Here is a 15,030-nt window from a genome sequence, read left to right on the forward strand (position 1 = left end):
TTCAGGCTTCTTGGGCAGCAGCGCCTTGCCCCTCGTAGCCTCAAGGAAATCTCCGGCTCCTACCTCCCGCCAAGCTGTTGTGCGAGCATGAAGCCCGACGCCGCACCTGTGCCGGCGCCCGGCCATGTCGCGGCTCCAGTGAGGTGCAGATGCGCCACCGGCGTGTTCCAGCCGGCATAGTTGCGCGCCGGGCGGAATAAAAAGTTCTGCGCCAGATGATGGCTGCCGCAGACCTGGTCGCCACCGACGAGATTCGGGTTCTCACGCTCGAGGTCGATGGGCGAGAAGACGGCGCGGCCGAGGATCTTGTTGCGCAGGCCGGGCGCATAGGTCTCGATGATGTCGAGGACACGCTCGGCGTAGACCTCCTTGACCTTGTCCCAATGGTCCGGTGCGATCTTGCCGGCGGCATCGCCCAGGATTTCGGCCGGCAGCATGCGCACTTGCACCCACAGCACATGCTTTCCCTGAGGCGCCCGCGACGGGTCGATCGCCGTCGGCTGGCCGACCACCAGCACAGGCTCGTCCGGCAGCATGCCCGCCATGGCCTGCTGATAGGTGCGCGACATGGCGTCGAGCGACGGCGACAGATGCACATAGGCGAACTGCCGAAGCTCCGCTCCGGCACGCCAATCCGGCAAATCGTCCAGCGCCAGGTGGATCATCATCGTGCCTGGCGCATGGCGGAATTTCTGCATCGCCGTGTCGAAGCCGGCGTCGCCCGAACCATTGGGCAGCAATCTGCCCGTCAGCGCCTTGGGCGCGACGCCGGCAATGACTGCCCTGGTGGCGGTATGCGACTCGCCCGAAGCGAGCCGTACGCCGGTCGCCTTGCCGGCCGAAACGGTGATCTCGGCGACTTCGGCGCCGGTGACGATCTTGCCGCCGGCGGAGGTCACCATGCCAGAGAGGGCACGGATGATGCTATCGGCGCCGCCCTTGCCCAGCACCATGCCGAAACTCTGGTTGGCCATCGATTCCAGATAGGGGAACACGGCACCGCCGGCGATATCCGGGGCGAAGTCGAGATGCATGCCCCAAGTGGCGAGCGTTGCCCTGATATGCGGCGACTCGAAAGTTTCCTCCAGCCAGGCGCGGGGTGAGGACAGCAGCAGGCGGCCCGTATCGAGCGCTCCGGACATGCCCTTCTTGCGCCACAGGTTCCACGCCGTGCCGGCAAGCGCGCGGGCACTCATCGGCGAACCCAGCAGCCGGAACAGGTGTTCGGCCTCCGCCGGGAAGGCGGCAACCAGCCTGCGCCATGTGGCGGCGTCAGTGGCGGAGAAGGCGGCGATGCGCGGGGCCGTCTTTTCCAGATCGTTGCTGACGCCGAACCAGCGCCCGTCAGGGAATGCGCTGGCGAAACAGTCGGCGACCGGGGCGAACTCCAGCCCCTGCGCTTTCAATTCATTTGCATATTTCCGGTGGAAGGCCGAGCCGGCGAAGAGGCTGAGATTCATCGCGCCGAAATCGTGGCGGAAGCCGGGAAGGGTGAATTCGCGCGTCTGGACGGCGCCGCCGATTGTCGCGCCGCGCTCGAAAACCCCTGTTTTCCAGCCTTTGAGCGCCAAATGCGCGGCGCATGCCAGACTGTTGTGGCCCGCCCCGACAAAGATGGCGTCGAACTCGCTCACGCCCCGTCCCCATTTCCTTTATGCTTAAAGATAATTGCAGATGCATATGTTTTCGTCTAGTAGGATATTAAGGGCCGAGACGAGCCTTGATCATCACACGAAAGAGGGAACTTCAAACCATGGACACGCAAAAACTCCTCGGCGAAGTCGCCGGCCAGCTTCTTTCAGGCGCCATCAAGGTGGTCGACCTGTCGGCGCCGCTCGGCCCGGACACGCCGTTGATCAAGCTGCCGCCGGAACTCGCCGTCGACACGCCGAAGGTCGAGATCCACAACATCTCCCGTTACGACAAGAACGGTCCGTGGTGGGCCTGGAACTGGCTGAAGCTCGGCGAGCATTCCGGCACGCATTTCGACGCGCCGCAGCACTGGATCAGCGGCAAGGATTATCCGGACGGCGCCACCGACACCATTCCGGCGCAGAATTTCGTCGGCCCGGTCAATGTCATCGACTGTTCGAAGGAAGCCGCCGCCGACCCCGATTTCCTGCTCACCGTCGACCACATCAAGGCCTGGGAAGCCAAGCACGGTGCGATCAATGCCGGCGAATGGGTGGTGATGCGCACCGACTGGTACAAGCGCAACGGCTCGGAAGCCGAGTTCCTCAACGCCAACGAGACCGGCCCGCACACGCCCGGCCCGACGGCCGAAGCCATCCAGTTCCTGATCAGTAAGGACATCAGGGGCTGGGGCTCGGAGACGATCGGCACCGATGCCGGCAAGGCCGGTGGCATGGAGCCGCCATTCCCGGCGCACACGCTGATGCACAAGGCCAACCGCTACGGTCTCGCCAGCCTCTGCAACCTCGACCAGCTGCCGCCGAAGGGCGCCATCCTGATCGCGGCGCCGCTCAAGATCGAGCACGGCACCGGCAGCCCGATCCGCGCGCTGGCGCTGGTGTCGAAGCAATAAAGCGAGGTGGGTCTTCGGGAGAAGATCATGCGAGAAGGCGAAACCGGGTTGATGGCAGGTAGAGGGTGGCAGGCTTGTAGCGCTAGCGCCCTACGGCGCCCCCCTCTGTCCTGCCGGACATCTCCCCCTCAAGGGGGGAGATCGGCCTTCACAATGGTTTTCGCCAATCTGCGACGTTGCAGGATTGAGTGGGGCGCCGAAGCTGCCAATCTCCCCCCAAGAGGGGGAGATGGCCGGCAGGCCAGAGGGGGGCGCCGTAGAGCGCAATTCCACGCGATTGAACTCCACTGCCCGCAAGCAAAGAGCAACCGCCAATGACCGCCCCCGATCACATCATCGTCGGCAGCGGCATCAACGCGCTGGTCTGCGCGGCGATGCTTGGCGGCAAAGGGGCGCGTGTGCTCGTCCTGGAGCGCAACGACCGCATTGGCGGTTGTTTGCGCACCGAGGAGATCACCGCGCCCGGCTTCATCCATGATGTGATGGCGACGACCTTCGTGCTGTTCATCACCTCGCCGGCCTTTGCGGCACTGGGCGCCGATCTCGCGCGCCACGGGCTGGAGTTCTGCCACACGGGCACGCCGACGGGCGTGCTGCGGCCGGATGGCAGCCATGCCGTGCTCAGCACCGACCGTGCCGCCAACATCGCCGCCCTCAACGCAATCACGGCAGGCGACGGTGACCGGCACGCGGATGATATCGGCGGTATCGAACGCAATGCCGGCCTGCTGTTCGGCTTACTCGGCGGCAGCCTGTGGTCCTACCCGACAGCGAAGCTGCTTGCCGGTGATGGCTGGCGGCGTGGCCCGCGCGGCCTTGCCGCCTTCCTCGGCGAAGCTCTGGTGCCGGCGCGCGGCTGGCTCGACAACACCTACTGGTCCGAAACCATCCGCGCGCTGTGGGCACCCTGGGTACTGCATGCCGGGCTTGGACCCGAGGACGCCTTCTCCGGCCAGATCGCCAAGGTGATCGCCTTCGCACTTGAGGCGGCCGGAGCACCGATCGTCAAGGGTGGGGCAAAAAACCTGCTGGCGGCCTTCGAGGCTTTGATTCGGGAACGCGGCGGCGATATCCGCACCAGCGCCGATGTCGCTTCGATCGTTCAAAACAATGGCCGGGCAACCGGCGTGCGGCTGGCCTCGGGCGAGACAATCAATGCCGAGAAGAGCGTCATCTGCTCGGTTACGCCAACGCAGCTCTATGGCAGGCTGCTTGGCGCGGATGCACCCAAAGCCGATGTCGAGGCGACGCAAAAGTACCGCTACGGCAAAGGCAATTTCCAGATCCACTACGCCTTGGACAAACCGCCTGCATGGCGGGGCGAAGGCTTGGATAAGGTGGCGCTGCTGCACCTGACACCGGGCCTGGATGGCGTCTCGAAAGCCTGCAACGAGGCGGCGCGGGGCATGCTGCCGGAGGTGCCGACCATCTGTGTCGGCCAGCCGCATGCGCTTGACCCATCGCGCTGCCCTGAAGGCAAGGCGATCCTGTGGCTGCAACTGCCAGAGGCGCCTCGCCACATCAAGGGCGACGCGGCCGGCAAGCTGCAGGCGCCGGCAGACGGGCAATGGACCGATGTGCTGCGCGAAGCCTATGCCGACCGCATTGAGGCGATCCTCGCCAGCCATATCGAAGGCTTCAAGGACAGCGTCATCGCGCGCCGCGCCTATTCGCCGGCCGATCTGGAGGCGATGAACATCAACCTGGTCGGCGGTGACCCCTATGGCGGTTCCTCGACCATCGACCAGTCTTTCCTGTGGCGGCCGTTCAAGACCAGCCGCAACCATCAGACCGGCATCAAGGGTCTCTACCATATCGGCGCCTCGACCCACCCGGGTGCGGGTCTCGGCGGCGGTTCCGGCTTTCTCCTGGCGGGGAGGCTGTGATGGAAGAGAAGGTCGCGGAAAAGCGCCAGCGCATTTCGACCCTGGGGCAGATCGGGCTGCAGCAATTCGCGCCCTATCTGATGAACCGCATCATGGGCCGCTACAACGCCACCTTGCGCGACGATTTCCGCAAGCAGGGCCTGACCATCCCGCAGGTCCGCACGCTCGCCGTGCTGTCGGTCACCGACGGTATCACCGTCAACGACCTCTCGGTCTATACGGTCATCGAGCAATCGACCTTGAGCCGGACCCTCGATACGCTGGAGGGCCAGGGTCTGGTGCGACGCGAGCAGGGTGTCACCGACAGCCGAATCCGCCATGTGTTCCTGACCGACGAGGGCCGCGCCGAGTTCACCCGCGCCTGGCCGGCCATGCACGACGCGTTCGAAGCGATGTTCGACGACATCGACGATGCCGAATATTCCGCGCTCATCGCCACGCTTTTGAAGATGCTGAAGAACATTCGCAAGCACGACATCTAGACCTACGCGCCGCCAGCGCTGGCGGTAACGGAAGGGAGAAAAAGAATGGCCGAACGGTCTTTTGCCAGGGAAGTCGAAAAACTCAGGCTCGGTGCCGGCGAGGAGTTTGCCGGCGAAGGCATTCTCGCCATCACCAAGGCGCTGCTGCAATGCGGCGTCGGCTATGTCGGCGGCTATCAGGGCGCGCCGATCAGTCACCTGATGGACGTGCTGGCCGACGCGCAGGACATTCTGGGCGAGCTCGGCGTGCATTTCGAAGCCAGCGCCTCGGAAGCCACTGCCACCGCCATGCTGGCGGCGTCAGTGCATTATCCCATTCGCGGTGCGGCGACCTTCAAGTCGACGGTCGGCACCAACGTCGCCTCCGACGCGCTGGCCAATCTCGCCTCCGGCGGCGTCACCGGCGGCGCGCTGATCATCGTCGGCGAAGACTATGGCGAGGGCTCCTCGATCATGCAGGAGCGCAGCCATGCCTTCGCCATGAAAAGCCAGGTGTGGCTGCTCGACCCGCGACCCAACCTGCCATCGATCGTCAAGGCGGTGGAGGATGGTTTCGAGCTGTCGGAGATTTCCAACACGCCGGTCATGCTGCAGGTGCGCATCCGCTGCTGCCACGTGCATGGCCATTTCATCGCCAAGGACAACAAGCGGCCGCCGATGACGGTCGCCGATGCCCTCGACGCGCCGCGCCGCGACACCGGCCGCATCGTGCTGCCGCCTGCTTCCTTCCTGCATGAGAAGGAGAAGGTGCAGAAACGCTGGCCGGCGGCGGTCGACTTCATCGCCAAGAACAAGATCAACGAGTTCTTCGGCTCGGACCATGGCTCGGTCGGCATCGTCATGCAGGGCGGCATGTACAATTCGGTCATCCGCGCGCTGCAGCGGCTCGGCCTTGCCGATATTTATGGCGACACCGACGTGCCGCTCTATGTGCTCAATGCCGTCTATCCCTTGATCGATGACGAGTTCCTGTCGTTCTGCGAGGGCAAGCAGTCGGTGCTGGTCGTCGAGGAAGGCCAGCCCAACTACATCGAACAGGCCTTTGCTTCGATGCTGCACAAGGCCGGTCGAGGCACCAGGCTGGTTGGCAAGGAGCATCTGCCGATGGCCGGCGAATATACCGGCCAGGTCATGCTCGACGGCATCGGCGCCTTCCTGCGCGCCGAGGCGCCGCATCTTTTGCCGGGCGAGGTGCGCGCGCCCAACAAGGTTGGCGACGGCGTTGATGCCGCCGACCTCATCAATGTCGTGCCGGGCCGTCCGCCGGGCTTCTGCATCGGCTGCCCGGAACGGCCGATCTTTGCCGCGACAAAACTGGTCGAGCAGGAGCTAGGCAAGCATCACATCGCCTCCGACATCGGCTGCCATCTGTTCTCGATCATGCCGCCTTTCGAGCTCGGCGCCACCACCATGGGCTACGGGCTGGGCCCGGCCTCCGCCTCAGCCTTCAATTCGCCTGATGCCAAGCGGCGTTCCATCTCCTTCGTCGGCGACGGCGGCTTCTGGCACAACGGCCTGACCTCCTCAATTGGCAACGCGGTGTTCAACAAGAACGACGGCGTCATCGTCATCGTCGATAATTTTTACTCGGCCGCCACCGGCGGCCAGGACATCCTCTCGTCCCGCGCCGGCAACAAGACCAAGTCGACGAAGCATCCGATCACCGAGGCGGTCAAAGGCATGGGCGTCAAATGGCTGCGCCATGTCGACCGCACCTATGACGTGACCAAGATGCAGGACACGCTGCGCGAGGCGCTGACGACGGAGGAGAAGGGGCCGAAAGTCATCGTCGCCTCGTCCGAATGCATGCTCAACCGCCAGCGCCGCGAAAAGCCGCTGGTCGACAAGGCGATCAAGGGCGGGACCCGTGTCGTGAAACCGAAGTTCGGCGTCGATGAGGACATCTGCACCGGCGACCACGCCTGCATGCGGCTGTCCGGCTGCCCATCGCTGTCGGTCAAGTCGCTCGACGATCCTTTGCGCGACGATCCGGTCGCGCATATCGACCAGAGTTGCGTCGGTTGCGGCAATTGCGGCGAGGTCGCCAATGCGGCGGTGCTCTGCCCGTCCTTCTATCGCGCCGACGTCGTCCACAATCCAAGCCGCTGGGATCGCTTCCTGGAAGCCGCGCGCCGCGCCACCATCAGCCTGTTGCAGCGTCGCCGCGAAAGCCGGCGCCTGACTTTCGCCGATGCTTGACGCCGTCCCCCCACTTCGCGCCCACGCCAGCGCTCAGGATGGTGAGCGTGTCATCAAGCTCGCCGTGCTGGCGGTCGGCGGCCAGGGCGGCGGCGTGCTCGCCGACTGGATTACCGACGTCGCCGAGCGCAACGGCTATGTCGCGCAGTCGACCTCGGTCGCCGGCGTCGCCCAGCGTACCGGCGCCACCATCTATTATGTCGAGATGGCCCGCGACACCGGCCGGCTGCCGGTCTTCGCTCTGTCGCCCTCGCAGGGCGACGTCGACATCCTGATCGCCGCCGAATTGATGGAAGCCGGCCGTGCCATCATTCGCGGCTTCGTCACGCCCGAGCGCACCACGCTGATCGCCTCGTCGCACCGCATCGCCGCCGTGTCGGAAAAGATCGAACCGGGCGATGGCCGGGCTTCGTCGTCGAAGGTGCATGCAACGGCGGAAGCCGCATCGAAGCGCTTCATCGCTTTCGATATGGAGAAGATCGCCGCCGACAATGGCTCGATGATCTCGGCCAGCCTGCTTGGCGCGCTGGCGGGGTCCGACGCCCTGCCGTTCACGCGCGAGAGCTACGAACAGGCGATCGGTGCCGGCGGCCGGGGCGTCAAGGCCAGCCTCGCCGCCTTCGGTGCCGCGTTTGACCGTGCGCGCGGCACGGCGGCACCGGCGCCTAGGCCGGCCGAGCCCGCGATTGTCGAATCTGCCCTGGGCGCCGGACAGGTGAGTGGCCCGCAAAACCTGCTGCAAGGCTGGCAGGCGTTGGCTGCCCGCATCGATCTGTTGCCGGTGGCCGTGCGCGACATGGCGCTTCGGGGCTTGAGAAAGGTCGTCGACTATCAGGACATCGCCTATGGGCGCGACTATCTCGACCGGTTGGACAAGGCCGTCGCGCTGGACGGGCCGATTCAGGGCTATGGCTTGTCCATCGCTGCCGCCAAGCATCTGGCCAACGCGCTGTGCTACGACGACATGATCCGCGTCGCCGATCTCAAGACACGTTCGACGCGCGACAAACGCGTGCGCCGCGAGGTCGGCGTCAAGGATGGCTCGATCCTGCAGGTCACCGAATATTTCCATCCGCGCATCGAGGAGTTCTGCGGCACGCTGCCGGCGGGTCTGGGCAGCTACATCGAGGACCGGCCGAAGCTCGCCGCCTTTCTCGACCGCCGCATCAACCATGGCCGCCGCATCCGCACCGACAGTTTTGCCGGCTTTGCAGCACTCTGGTTCATCGGTGGCCTGCGCCGCTGGCGCCGCAGCCTGCTGCGCCACAAGGTTGAGATCGCGCATCTCGATCGCTGGTACGCGCTGGCGCTCGACCATGTGCCCCAGGATTACGCACTGGCCGTCGAAATCCTCAATTGCCGCCGGCTGATCAAGGGCTACAGCGACACCCATGTCCGGGCGCAGTCGAAATTCGACCGGGTGCTGTCCGCGCTCGACATGGTCAAGGGCCGCACCGACGCCGCCGACTGGATCCGCCGCCTGCGCGAGATGGCGCTGAAGGACGAGAAGGGCGACATGCTGGACGGTGCGCTGAAGACCGTGGCGACGCTGGGGCCAGATAAAATCGGCTGAGATAACTAGCGAGCATCTACCGATTGGAGCGGCGCCAGCCCACGCAGCGGCACCGTTTCCGGGAACAGATGCAGCAGGCCTGAATCGACGCGCCGGCGCAGATGCGCATCGACCTCCGCCCGATCCTGACAACCATGAAACCTGCCGCCGCAATGGTCGCGCAGGCGCACGAGGTCGGCCATGACAGGCGACATCGGCAGGCCGGCGGCGTCGAGCAGGCTCGCGCTGAGGAAGCCGATGTCGAGCGGCGCCAGGTCAGGCATCGGATGGCGCAAAGGATGGTTGAAGGTGGTGAGCGTGTAGAAAGTGCGATAGGCAAGCGAGCCAGGGGTCGCCAAGGCCTCGTCCCCGGCGATCGCCTCGACGAACGGCTTGGTCGCCGACGACTGGTGATCGCCGAATTCGAGCACCACGGCGCCGCGTTCACCGGCATCCGCTTGCCTCTTGTCGAGGAAATCCTGGAAATCGCCGCGCGCTACCGCCATCCGGCGCAGATACTCATTGGCCTGGAAATCGCCCGAGAAAGGCTCGCCCTCGACCTTCAGCCCGGGCTCCATCCGCCCCTCATAGGGTGAGTGCGGAAACATGGTCTGGATTTCGAGGAACAGCGGCCGGCCGTCTTCCCTATGGTGCCTGGCGATGAATGCCTCGGCCGCCTGGTAATAAAAGTTGTCGCGCAGGTGATAGAAGGGCGCGGCGATGTCCTTGATGTCGAGCACGGTCTCGAAACCGATCGATTTCAGGAACGGCCCTTCATTGACGAACGAAAAGTCCATCGGCGTCATCACGACAGTCCGATATCCGCAGCGCGCCAGCACCTCCGGCAAGGCTCCGGCGACCTTGTCCTGCAGGGTGATGGTCAGATAGGGGCTTCGCCAGCCGAAATCGGTGGCCGACAGGCCGGTCATCAGCGACAGATTGGTGATCCAGGTGCCGCCGCCAAACGTCTCGACCTGCATCTGGTGCGGCGTGCCGGCCCCCGGAGCGAATCTCTGCAGGAATCCCGCGCCGTTGCCGACCTGCGGAAAATAGCCGGGATCGGACTGGCTTTCGCTGAGCACGAAAAAGACGTCGGGAAGATCAGCCCGGTCGCCGCAATCGACCGTGTCGGCAAAAGGCGGCTGTGGCGCCACGGCTTGCAGCCGCTTTTCGAAGCCCGATTCTACAACGAGGTTGTGCAAATCCAGCAGCGAGACGAAGAAGGCCGACATGTGCCGCCCCTGCATGTAGTAGAAATAGCGGTCCTTCGAGGCCTCGGCCGGAAAGGTCAGCGGCACCAGAACGACGAGCGCCGCCATCACCAGGACGCGTGCCGACACCGGCCAGCCGATTTTCCGATCGATCCGGAACAGAAGCACCGCCGCCGTAATGCCGAGCCCCAGGGCAATGACGACCGGCGCGATCAGATGGAGGTAGGAGCCGAGCAGGAAGCGGTACACTTCCGGATCCCTCGACACGAAGACCGTGTCGTAGAAGTGCAGCGAAAACCCCTTCATCCTGAACTTGATCGCCGAAACCACGGTGACGAAGGCAATGCCCATCCAGGCGAGATAGACGGAAAAGGCAAGGCGCCCCGAAGCCAGGAACAGAAGCCCGGCAAGGGCTGCCACCAGCGCCAGCGAGAACGGCACCGACAGCCATTCGTGCTCGGCCCGTCCGGCGGCGAAGACGCCTGCAAGGCTGACCACGGCCAGCGTCAGCGGATGGCAGTGCACCCGTCCAAGACCTTGAAGCTGAACCACAGATTTTCCCACGAAGATGCCTGAGCATAGTTTCGGGAAATTCTTCGATTATTTGCGGGCTAAGAACAAATGTATAGTGAATTTAACCTTAACTCGGCTGGTCGGGATTGTCCGGTGCGCGCCAGCGCTCGCGCGGGGCCGCCCCGAAAGGTGCCTGGCCCCGCGGTGCTTTGATCAGTAATGGTGCCAGTGGCGCCAGTGATGATGCGGATGCCAGACGTAGGCCGGACCGTGCCAGTAGTGGTAGCGCGGGCGCACGACGACGACGCCGTTCGGCACGCAGCGGCCCCATCTGTTAGGGTGCCAGCCGATGCCGCAGCCCCAGCGGACATGCTCGACCAGTGCCGGGGTGGCTGGCTTGGCAACGGACACGATGGGCATTGCGCTGGACGCGGAGGCTGTCACGACAGTTCCACCGATGGCCAGGATAGCGGTTGCTGCATAGTTTTTCAGGCGACTCATAATTGGACTCCGAGTGCTTTCGACGATGAAGATGGCCGTCCTGTATGGTGCACAGGGCAGGCTTGTCCCTTCGCATCGTTAAACGGCGTCTCCGGCCTTTTCCGTCGGTCGTCATGGCGATTTTTTTGGCGTAACGGTGGCGCGGCGTTCCATATGGCGCAGCAACGCCTGTGCCAGCACGCTCCGGTTTTCAGGCGATGTGCTCGCCGCGAAGTCGACAATGGCCTGTTCAAGCCGGCTGCGCACCGTCACATCGGCATTGCGTGCCCGTTCCAGGGCGGCGGACAAGGCGGCCTTGTCCATGACAGGCTGCTGCAACAGGTCCGCTGCCTCCTGCCTCGCCTGCTGGCCATCGAGAATGATCTGACGGGACTGCACGCGAACCTGGCGCAGCGCCTCGCGGAACGCCTTGCGGTCCTGGTCGGGCAGCTGTCGGCCGGCCGATTCCAGCGAGAAGCCCGATTTGGCATTTCTCAGCCAGACCGCGCCACCGACAAATGCGCTGGCCAGAAAGACGTTCAGCACCACGGAAGTAATGACCAGACCACGGATCCAGCGCGGGCTCATAGGTTTTCCTCACCGTTCTCGGCATCCGGGCCGGCATAGCCAAACGCCGTTACATCGGTATCCAGCACATAATGGTCCGGCTGGACCTCCGGCGTGACGATGGTCACCAGGGCCAGTCCTGCCACGGCACCGGCCAGGCCAATGCCGGCAAGTCCAAGTCCCAGCCACCAGAACCACTGACGCCGGCGCTGGACGATGTGCCGGCCGGCAGCCTGCAGAATGCTGCTGTGCAGTGCCTTGTCCGGGGCGTCGACGCGGTAGCTGTCGAGCAGCGCGTCAAGTGTCCCGGCCTGCCTCAAGATGGCCTCGCCCGCGTCGCTTGCGGCAAAGACCGTGCCGGCCATTCGCTCGGCCTCGGGCCATCGCCGCAAGTCGCCGCCATAGGCCTGCGCCAAGGCGGCAAAGCGCCTGGCATCCATTGCGGGTTCGTTCCTGGACCCTTCAGCCATGTGTCTCCCCCTTGCCCGTCGGCGCCGAGCGCCAGGCGGCACCAGCAAGGCGCAATGGCCGTGCTGCGTTGCTGCTTGCCCGGCGTTTACTCATCGGCGCCATCCTCCGCCAGGATCGCTTGCAGCGACCGCCGGCCGCGCGCGAGCAGGCTTTCCAGGGCATCGACGCTGATCTGCAGTGTCGCTGCCGCCTCGATATTGGACATCTCCTGATAGTAGACCAGAACGATCGCTTCGCGCTGGCGCGGCGCTATGGCTTGCAGCGCCCGTTCGACCCGATGGGCTTCTTCCTCGGAATGAGCATCGGGAAGCGGCGCAGGATCGGCGACGTCCGGCAGGTCGCCGGTCACCCACTCGCGCCTGCGACGCAGCCGGTCGTAGCAAAGGTTGAGCGTCACCCGGTGGATCCAGCTGTCGAAGCGCGCATTGCCGCGCCGCCAGCTCGCGGCATGGCGCCAGATCCGCACGAAGGTTTCCTGCGCGACATCCTCGGCCTCCGCCGCATCGCCGAGCATGCGCACGGCAAGAGCCAGGATACGCGGCAGCTTGCGCGCGACGAGCGTTTGCACGGCTGCCGGCTCGCCGGCGCCGACACGGCGAACCAGCTCCTCGTCCGGATCCGCAGCCATCAGTCCGCGCACTCCCGATGTTCATCGCGCGTCATTGCCTCTTGGTCATTGCTCTTGCTTGGGAGCGGTTTTGTGGCCCGGCAGTTCGTCGGCCGTCAAAATGCCGTCGGCATTCTTGTCCAGCCGGGCGAAGCGCTTGGCGAAGAACGCATCGAGTTCGGCGCGATCGATGAAGCCGTCATGGTTGGAATCGATCCGCGGGAAGGATTTGGCGGCGTCGCCCTTGACGTTGCGCTTCGCCTGAAAGGCCTCCCATTCCAGCAGGCTGATCTTGCCGTCGCCATCCGTGTCGGCCGCCATGATCGCCTTTTCGCGCCGCTTCTGGAATTTGGCCAGCGTGATGTCGGACCTGGTCCCCGAGGCGCCTGGCGCGGCAAGTGGCGCGCCGGTCTGCGGTGCAGGCGGGGTCGTTGCCTGGGCAAGAGCCGCAACCGTCTGCAAACTCAAGGCAACGACTAATATCGAACGGCTGATCATGTTGTGCGTCTCCAGCTTGGCGCGACGCAGACGGCTTGTGCCGTCATCGCGCTTCAACCGTTAAACGCCGCGACCCGGAAAATCCGTCGGTCGCGCGTGCTGATCCGTTCGTGCTCGGGTGCGCATCCCGTCGATCGGGATGGAAGGAGCTCTAGTCCGACTGGTCGGCCGCAATCAGTTGTTCGGGCTTGAACCCGGCATGCTGCGGGGTCCACACCTCGCCCTCGCGATTGAACCAGTGGCACAGATACATGCCCGAGGCTGCGCCATCGCTGACCGTCATCCTGGGGCCTCCGGATTTCAGCTTGACCACGTCTCCGGTCTTGAAATTGTTGGGCATTTTTTGACCTCCCATGCTGAGGCCATGAGTTTCACACCAAACCGGGGTCTCGACAATGGCAGATCTGCCAGGCCGGCGCCGCAATCCTTTGCACCAGATGCGAAGGGGTAGACGACAAAAAGGAGGGGAAATGGTGCCGCTTGCGTGACTCGAACACGCGACCCCCGCATTACGAATGCGGTGCTCTACCAACTGAGCTAAAGCGGCCCGGGAAGCCAACGCCTCCAAGATGCGGCGGTGATAGACGCAACCGGGCGCGAATTCAAGATGCGACTTGGCAATTCCTGCGGCGGCGTCATGGCACCCTCGAAAGCCGGCCGCCGCCTTGTCCGCCAATCAATCGTCAAGGGGATGCGGCGCACGGTGCGTGCGCTCCCCGCGCGTGAAGATCGGTGAAACATGCTGATTTTGTTGCCGGAACAGCGCCGGAATGGACTTTGCATACCTCCGCGAGGCAGAATGCGCCGCTCGCCCGTTGATTGATTGGTCGCCTGCGGCTAACGATCACGGCAAGGTTGGCAAAGACAGAGGGACCCGCTTGGACGCGATCGAAAAAGCGATCCGGAACGCCTTGGAGAAAGGCAATGCCGAGGACCGCGCGTTCCGCGAGAGGGTCTATCGCTCGGCTTTTGCCGCGCTTGATCGCGCGCTCCAGGCCAATCCCGGTGTGACCGTTGAGGTCGCCATCAAGCGCCGCAAGGCAATCCAGGCGAAAATCACCGAAATCGAATCCGAGTTCCTGCCGGCGGTGCCGGATGTCGGCCCGCAGGGCGATGCACCGGCGGTCGAACTCGGAGCGGACCCGGCGCCCGCGGTCGAAACCGGCCGACAGGCATCGTCCCCCGATGTCGTCGTCGACGGCCCCGTGCAATCCGCTGCCGATGCGCCGCGCTCGCGTGTCCTGCCCGTCGTTCCCGACATCATGCCGGACGCCACGCTTCCCGATGCTCCGGCCATCGACATGTCGGTTCCGGCCGCGGCCGGTGCGACCACGGAAGTGGCGCCCGACCGCGATGAACGACGCATAAGGGGGCGTCGCCTGCCGCTGACCGCCATCTTCCTGACCGTGACACTGCTGGCAGCGGTTGGCATCGGCCTGTTCTTCGCCGTGCAGACCGGCGTGTTCAAGACGTCGGCCCAACTCGACACCGCACCACCTGAAGCGCCGCCGACCGTCGAGGACGACGATTTCACACCGGCCGACGGCGGTCCGGCAAAACCCGGCGCCGCCGACCAGTCGCGCGACTGGATCAATGTGTTTTCGCCGGCCGATGCATCGCATGTCAGTGCGCCATCGGACGCCAGGGCCGAGGTGATGAAGGACGATACCGGTTCGTTCCTGCGCATCCGTTCCGGCGCGTCCGGTTCGGCGATCAGCTTCGACGTTGGACAAGGCGTGCTGGAGAAACTGGCCGGCAAACATGCCGTGTTCGACATCATTGCCCGCTCCGAAGAAGGCAAGGAGACGCAGATTTCGGTCGACTGCAATTTCGGCGAACTCGGCGACTGCGGCCGCAAGCGCTATGCGGTCGGCCAGCAGCAGAACGAATATCTGTTCGACGTGCAGTTTCCCGACAAGCATCCGGGCTCGGCCGGCACCATTGCCATCAATTCCGACTTCGACAAGCAGGGCAAGGCCGCCGACATCTACGAAATCCGCGTTTCGATCGAGCCATAGC

At 64.6% G+C, this 15,030-nt stretch carries 14 protein-coding genes and 1 tRNA gene; 6 read left to right on the forward strand and 9 right to left on the reverse strand.

Annotated features, from left to right (window positions below; all coding sequences use genetic code 11):
* Nucleotides 1–59 precede the first annotated feature (59 nt).
* Nucleotides 60–1,634 (reverse strand): phytoene desaturase family protein, encoded by a 1,575-nt coding sequence (locus tag A4R29_RS03000; protein ID WP_063171147.1) that lies wholly within the window; start codon nucleotides 1,632–1,634, stop codon nucleotides 60–62.
* Between the two features lie 119 nt (nucleotides 1,635–1,753).
* Here A4R29_RS03000 and A4R29_RS03005 point away from each other — a divergent pair, with 119 nt between their 5' ends.
* The 5 genes from A4R29_RS03005 to A4R29_RS03025 all read left to right on the forward strand — a co-directional run bounded on the left by A4R29_RS03005 (nucleotide 1,754) and on the right by A4R29_RS03025 (nucleotide 8,685).
* Nucleotides 1,754–2,545 carry a cyclase family protein gene (locus A4R29_RS03005; RefSeq protein ID WP_063171148.1) on the forward strand — a complete coding sequence of 264 codons (792 nt, stop codon included), beginning with the start codon at nucleotides 1,754–1,756 and terminating at the stop codon, nucleotides 2,543–2,545.
* Between the two features lie 314 nt (nucleotides 2,546–2,859).
* Complete coding sequence (locus A4R29_RS03010; RefSeq protein ID WP_063171149.1) at nucleotides 2,860–4,431, forward strand: phytoene desaturase family protein; 1,572 nt, start codon at nucleotides 2,860–2,862, stop codon at nucleotides 4,429–4,431.
* Nucleotides 4,431–4,913, forward strand: coding sequence for a MarR family winged helix-turn-helix transcriptional regulator (locus tag A4R29_RS03015; protein ID WP_013527967.1), 483 nt, complete (start codon nucleotides 4,431–4,433; stop codon nucleotides 4,911–4,913). The genes A4R29_RS03010 and A4R29_RS03015 overlap by 1 nt, the downstream gene beginning before the upstream one ends.
* Nucleotides 4,914–4,958: 45 nt before the next feature.
* Entirely contained in the window at nucleotides 4,959–7,112 is a 2,154-nt protein-coding gene (locus A4R29_RS03020) for a thiamine pyrophosphate-dependent enzyme (protein ID WP_063171150.1), read from the forward strand.
* Nucleotides 7,105–8,685, forward strand: coding sequence for an indolepyruvate oxidoreductase subunit beta family protein (locus A4R29_RS03025; protein WP_063171151.1), 1,581 nt, complete (start codon nucleotides 7,105–7,107; stop codon nucleotides 8,683–8,685). Before A4R29_RS03020 ends, A4R29_RS03025 begins: the two co-directional genes overlap by 8 nt.
* Nucleotides 8,686–8,690: 5 nt before the next feature.
* Here A4R29_RS03025 and A4R29_RS03030 read toward each other — a convergent pair whose 3' ends face one another.
* The 8 genes from A4R29_RS03030 to A4R29_RS03065 all read right to left on the reverse strand — a co-directional run bounded on the left by A4R29_RS03030 (nucleotide 8,691) and on the right by A4R29_RS03065 (nucleotide 13,558).
* A complete protein-coding gene (locus A4R29_RS03030; protein WP_244506886.1) occupies nucleotides 8,691–10,427 on the reverse strand; it encodes a sulfatase-like hydrolase/transferase in 1,737 nt (578 codons plus the stop codon).
* 174 nt (nucleotides 10,428–10,601) lie between these two features.
* Nucleotides 10,602–10,889, reverse strand: a complete 288-nt coding sequence (locus A4R29_RS03035) for a GCG_CRPN prefix-to-repeats domain-containing protein (RefSeq protein ID WP_024503409.1) — start codon at nucleotides 10,887–10,889, stop codon at nucleotides 10,602–10,604.
* 111 nt (nucleotides 10,890–11,000) lie between these two features.
* Nucleotides 11,001–11,456 (reverse strand): periplasmic heavy metal sensor, encoded by a 456-nt coding sequence (locus A4R29_RS03040; RefSeq protein WP_063171153.1) that lies wholly within the window; start codon nucleotides 11,454–11,456, stop codon nucleotides 11,001–11,003.
* On the reverse strand, nucleotides 11,453–11,905 hold the full coding sequence (locus tag A4R29_RS03045; RefSeq protein ID WP_063171154.1) for a hypothetical protein: 453 nt from the start codon (nucleotides 11,903–11,905) through the stop codon (nucleotides 11,453–11,455). Before A4R29_RS03045 ends, A4R29_RS03040 begins: the two co-directional genes overlap by 4 nt.
* Nucleotides 11,906–11,991: 86 nt before the next feature.
* Nucleotides 11,992–12,534 carry an RNA polymerase sigma factor gene (locus A4R29_RS03050; RefSeq protein ID WP_013527960.1) on the reverse strand — a complete coding sequence of 181 codons (543 nt, stop codon included), beginning with the start codon at nucleotides 12,532–12,534 and terminating at the stop codon, nucleotides 11,992–11,994.
* A gap of 45 nt (nucleotides 12,535–12,579) precedes the next feature.
* Nucleotides 12,580–13,011 (reverse strand): EF-hand domain-containing protein, encoded by a 432-nt coding sequence (locus A4R29_RS03055; protein ID WP_063173539.1) that lies wholly within the window; start codon nucleotides 13,009–13,011, stop codon nucleotides 12,580–12,582.
* A 151-nt stretch (nucleotides 13,012–13,162) separates the two neighbouring features.
* Nucleotides 13,163–13,351 (reverse strand): YodC family protein, encoded by a 189-nt coding sequence (locus tag A4R29_RS03060; RefSeq protein WP_013527958.1) that lies wholly within the window; start codon nucleotides 13,349–13,351, stop codon nucleotides 13,163–13,165.
* Nucleotides 13,352–13,482: 131 nt separating this feature from the next.
* Nucleotides 13,483–13,558, reverse strand: a tRNA-Thr gene (locus A4R29_RS03065).
* A 331-nt stretch (nucleotides 13,559–13,889) separates the two neighbouring features.
* Between A4R29_RS03065 and A4R29_RS03070 the strand changes: the two genes are divergently transcribed.
* Complete coding sequence (locus A4R29_RS03070) at nucleotides 13,890–15,029, forward strand: hypothetical protein (RefSeq protein WP_024503420.1); 1,140 nt, start codon at nucleotides 13,890–13,892, stop codon at nucleotides 15,027–15,029.
* Nucleotide 15,030: the final 1 nt, after the last annotated feature.

The sequence above is a fragment of the Mesorhizobium ciceri biovar biserrulae genome (assembly GCF_001618845.1).
GTDB classification, from domain to species: domain Bacteria; phylum Pseudomonadota; class Alphaproteobacteria; order Rhizobiales; family Rhizobiaceae; genus Mesorhizobium; species Mesorhizobium ciceri.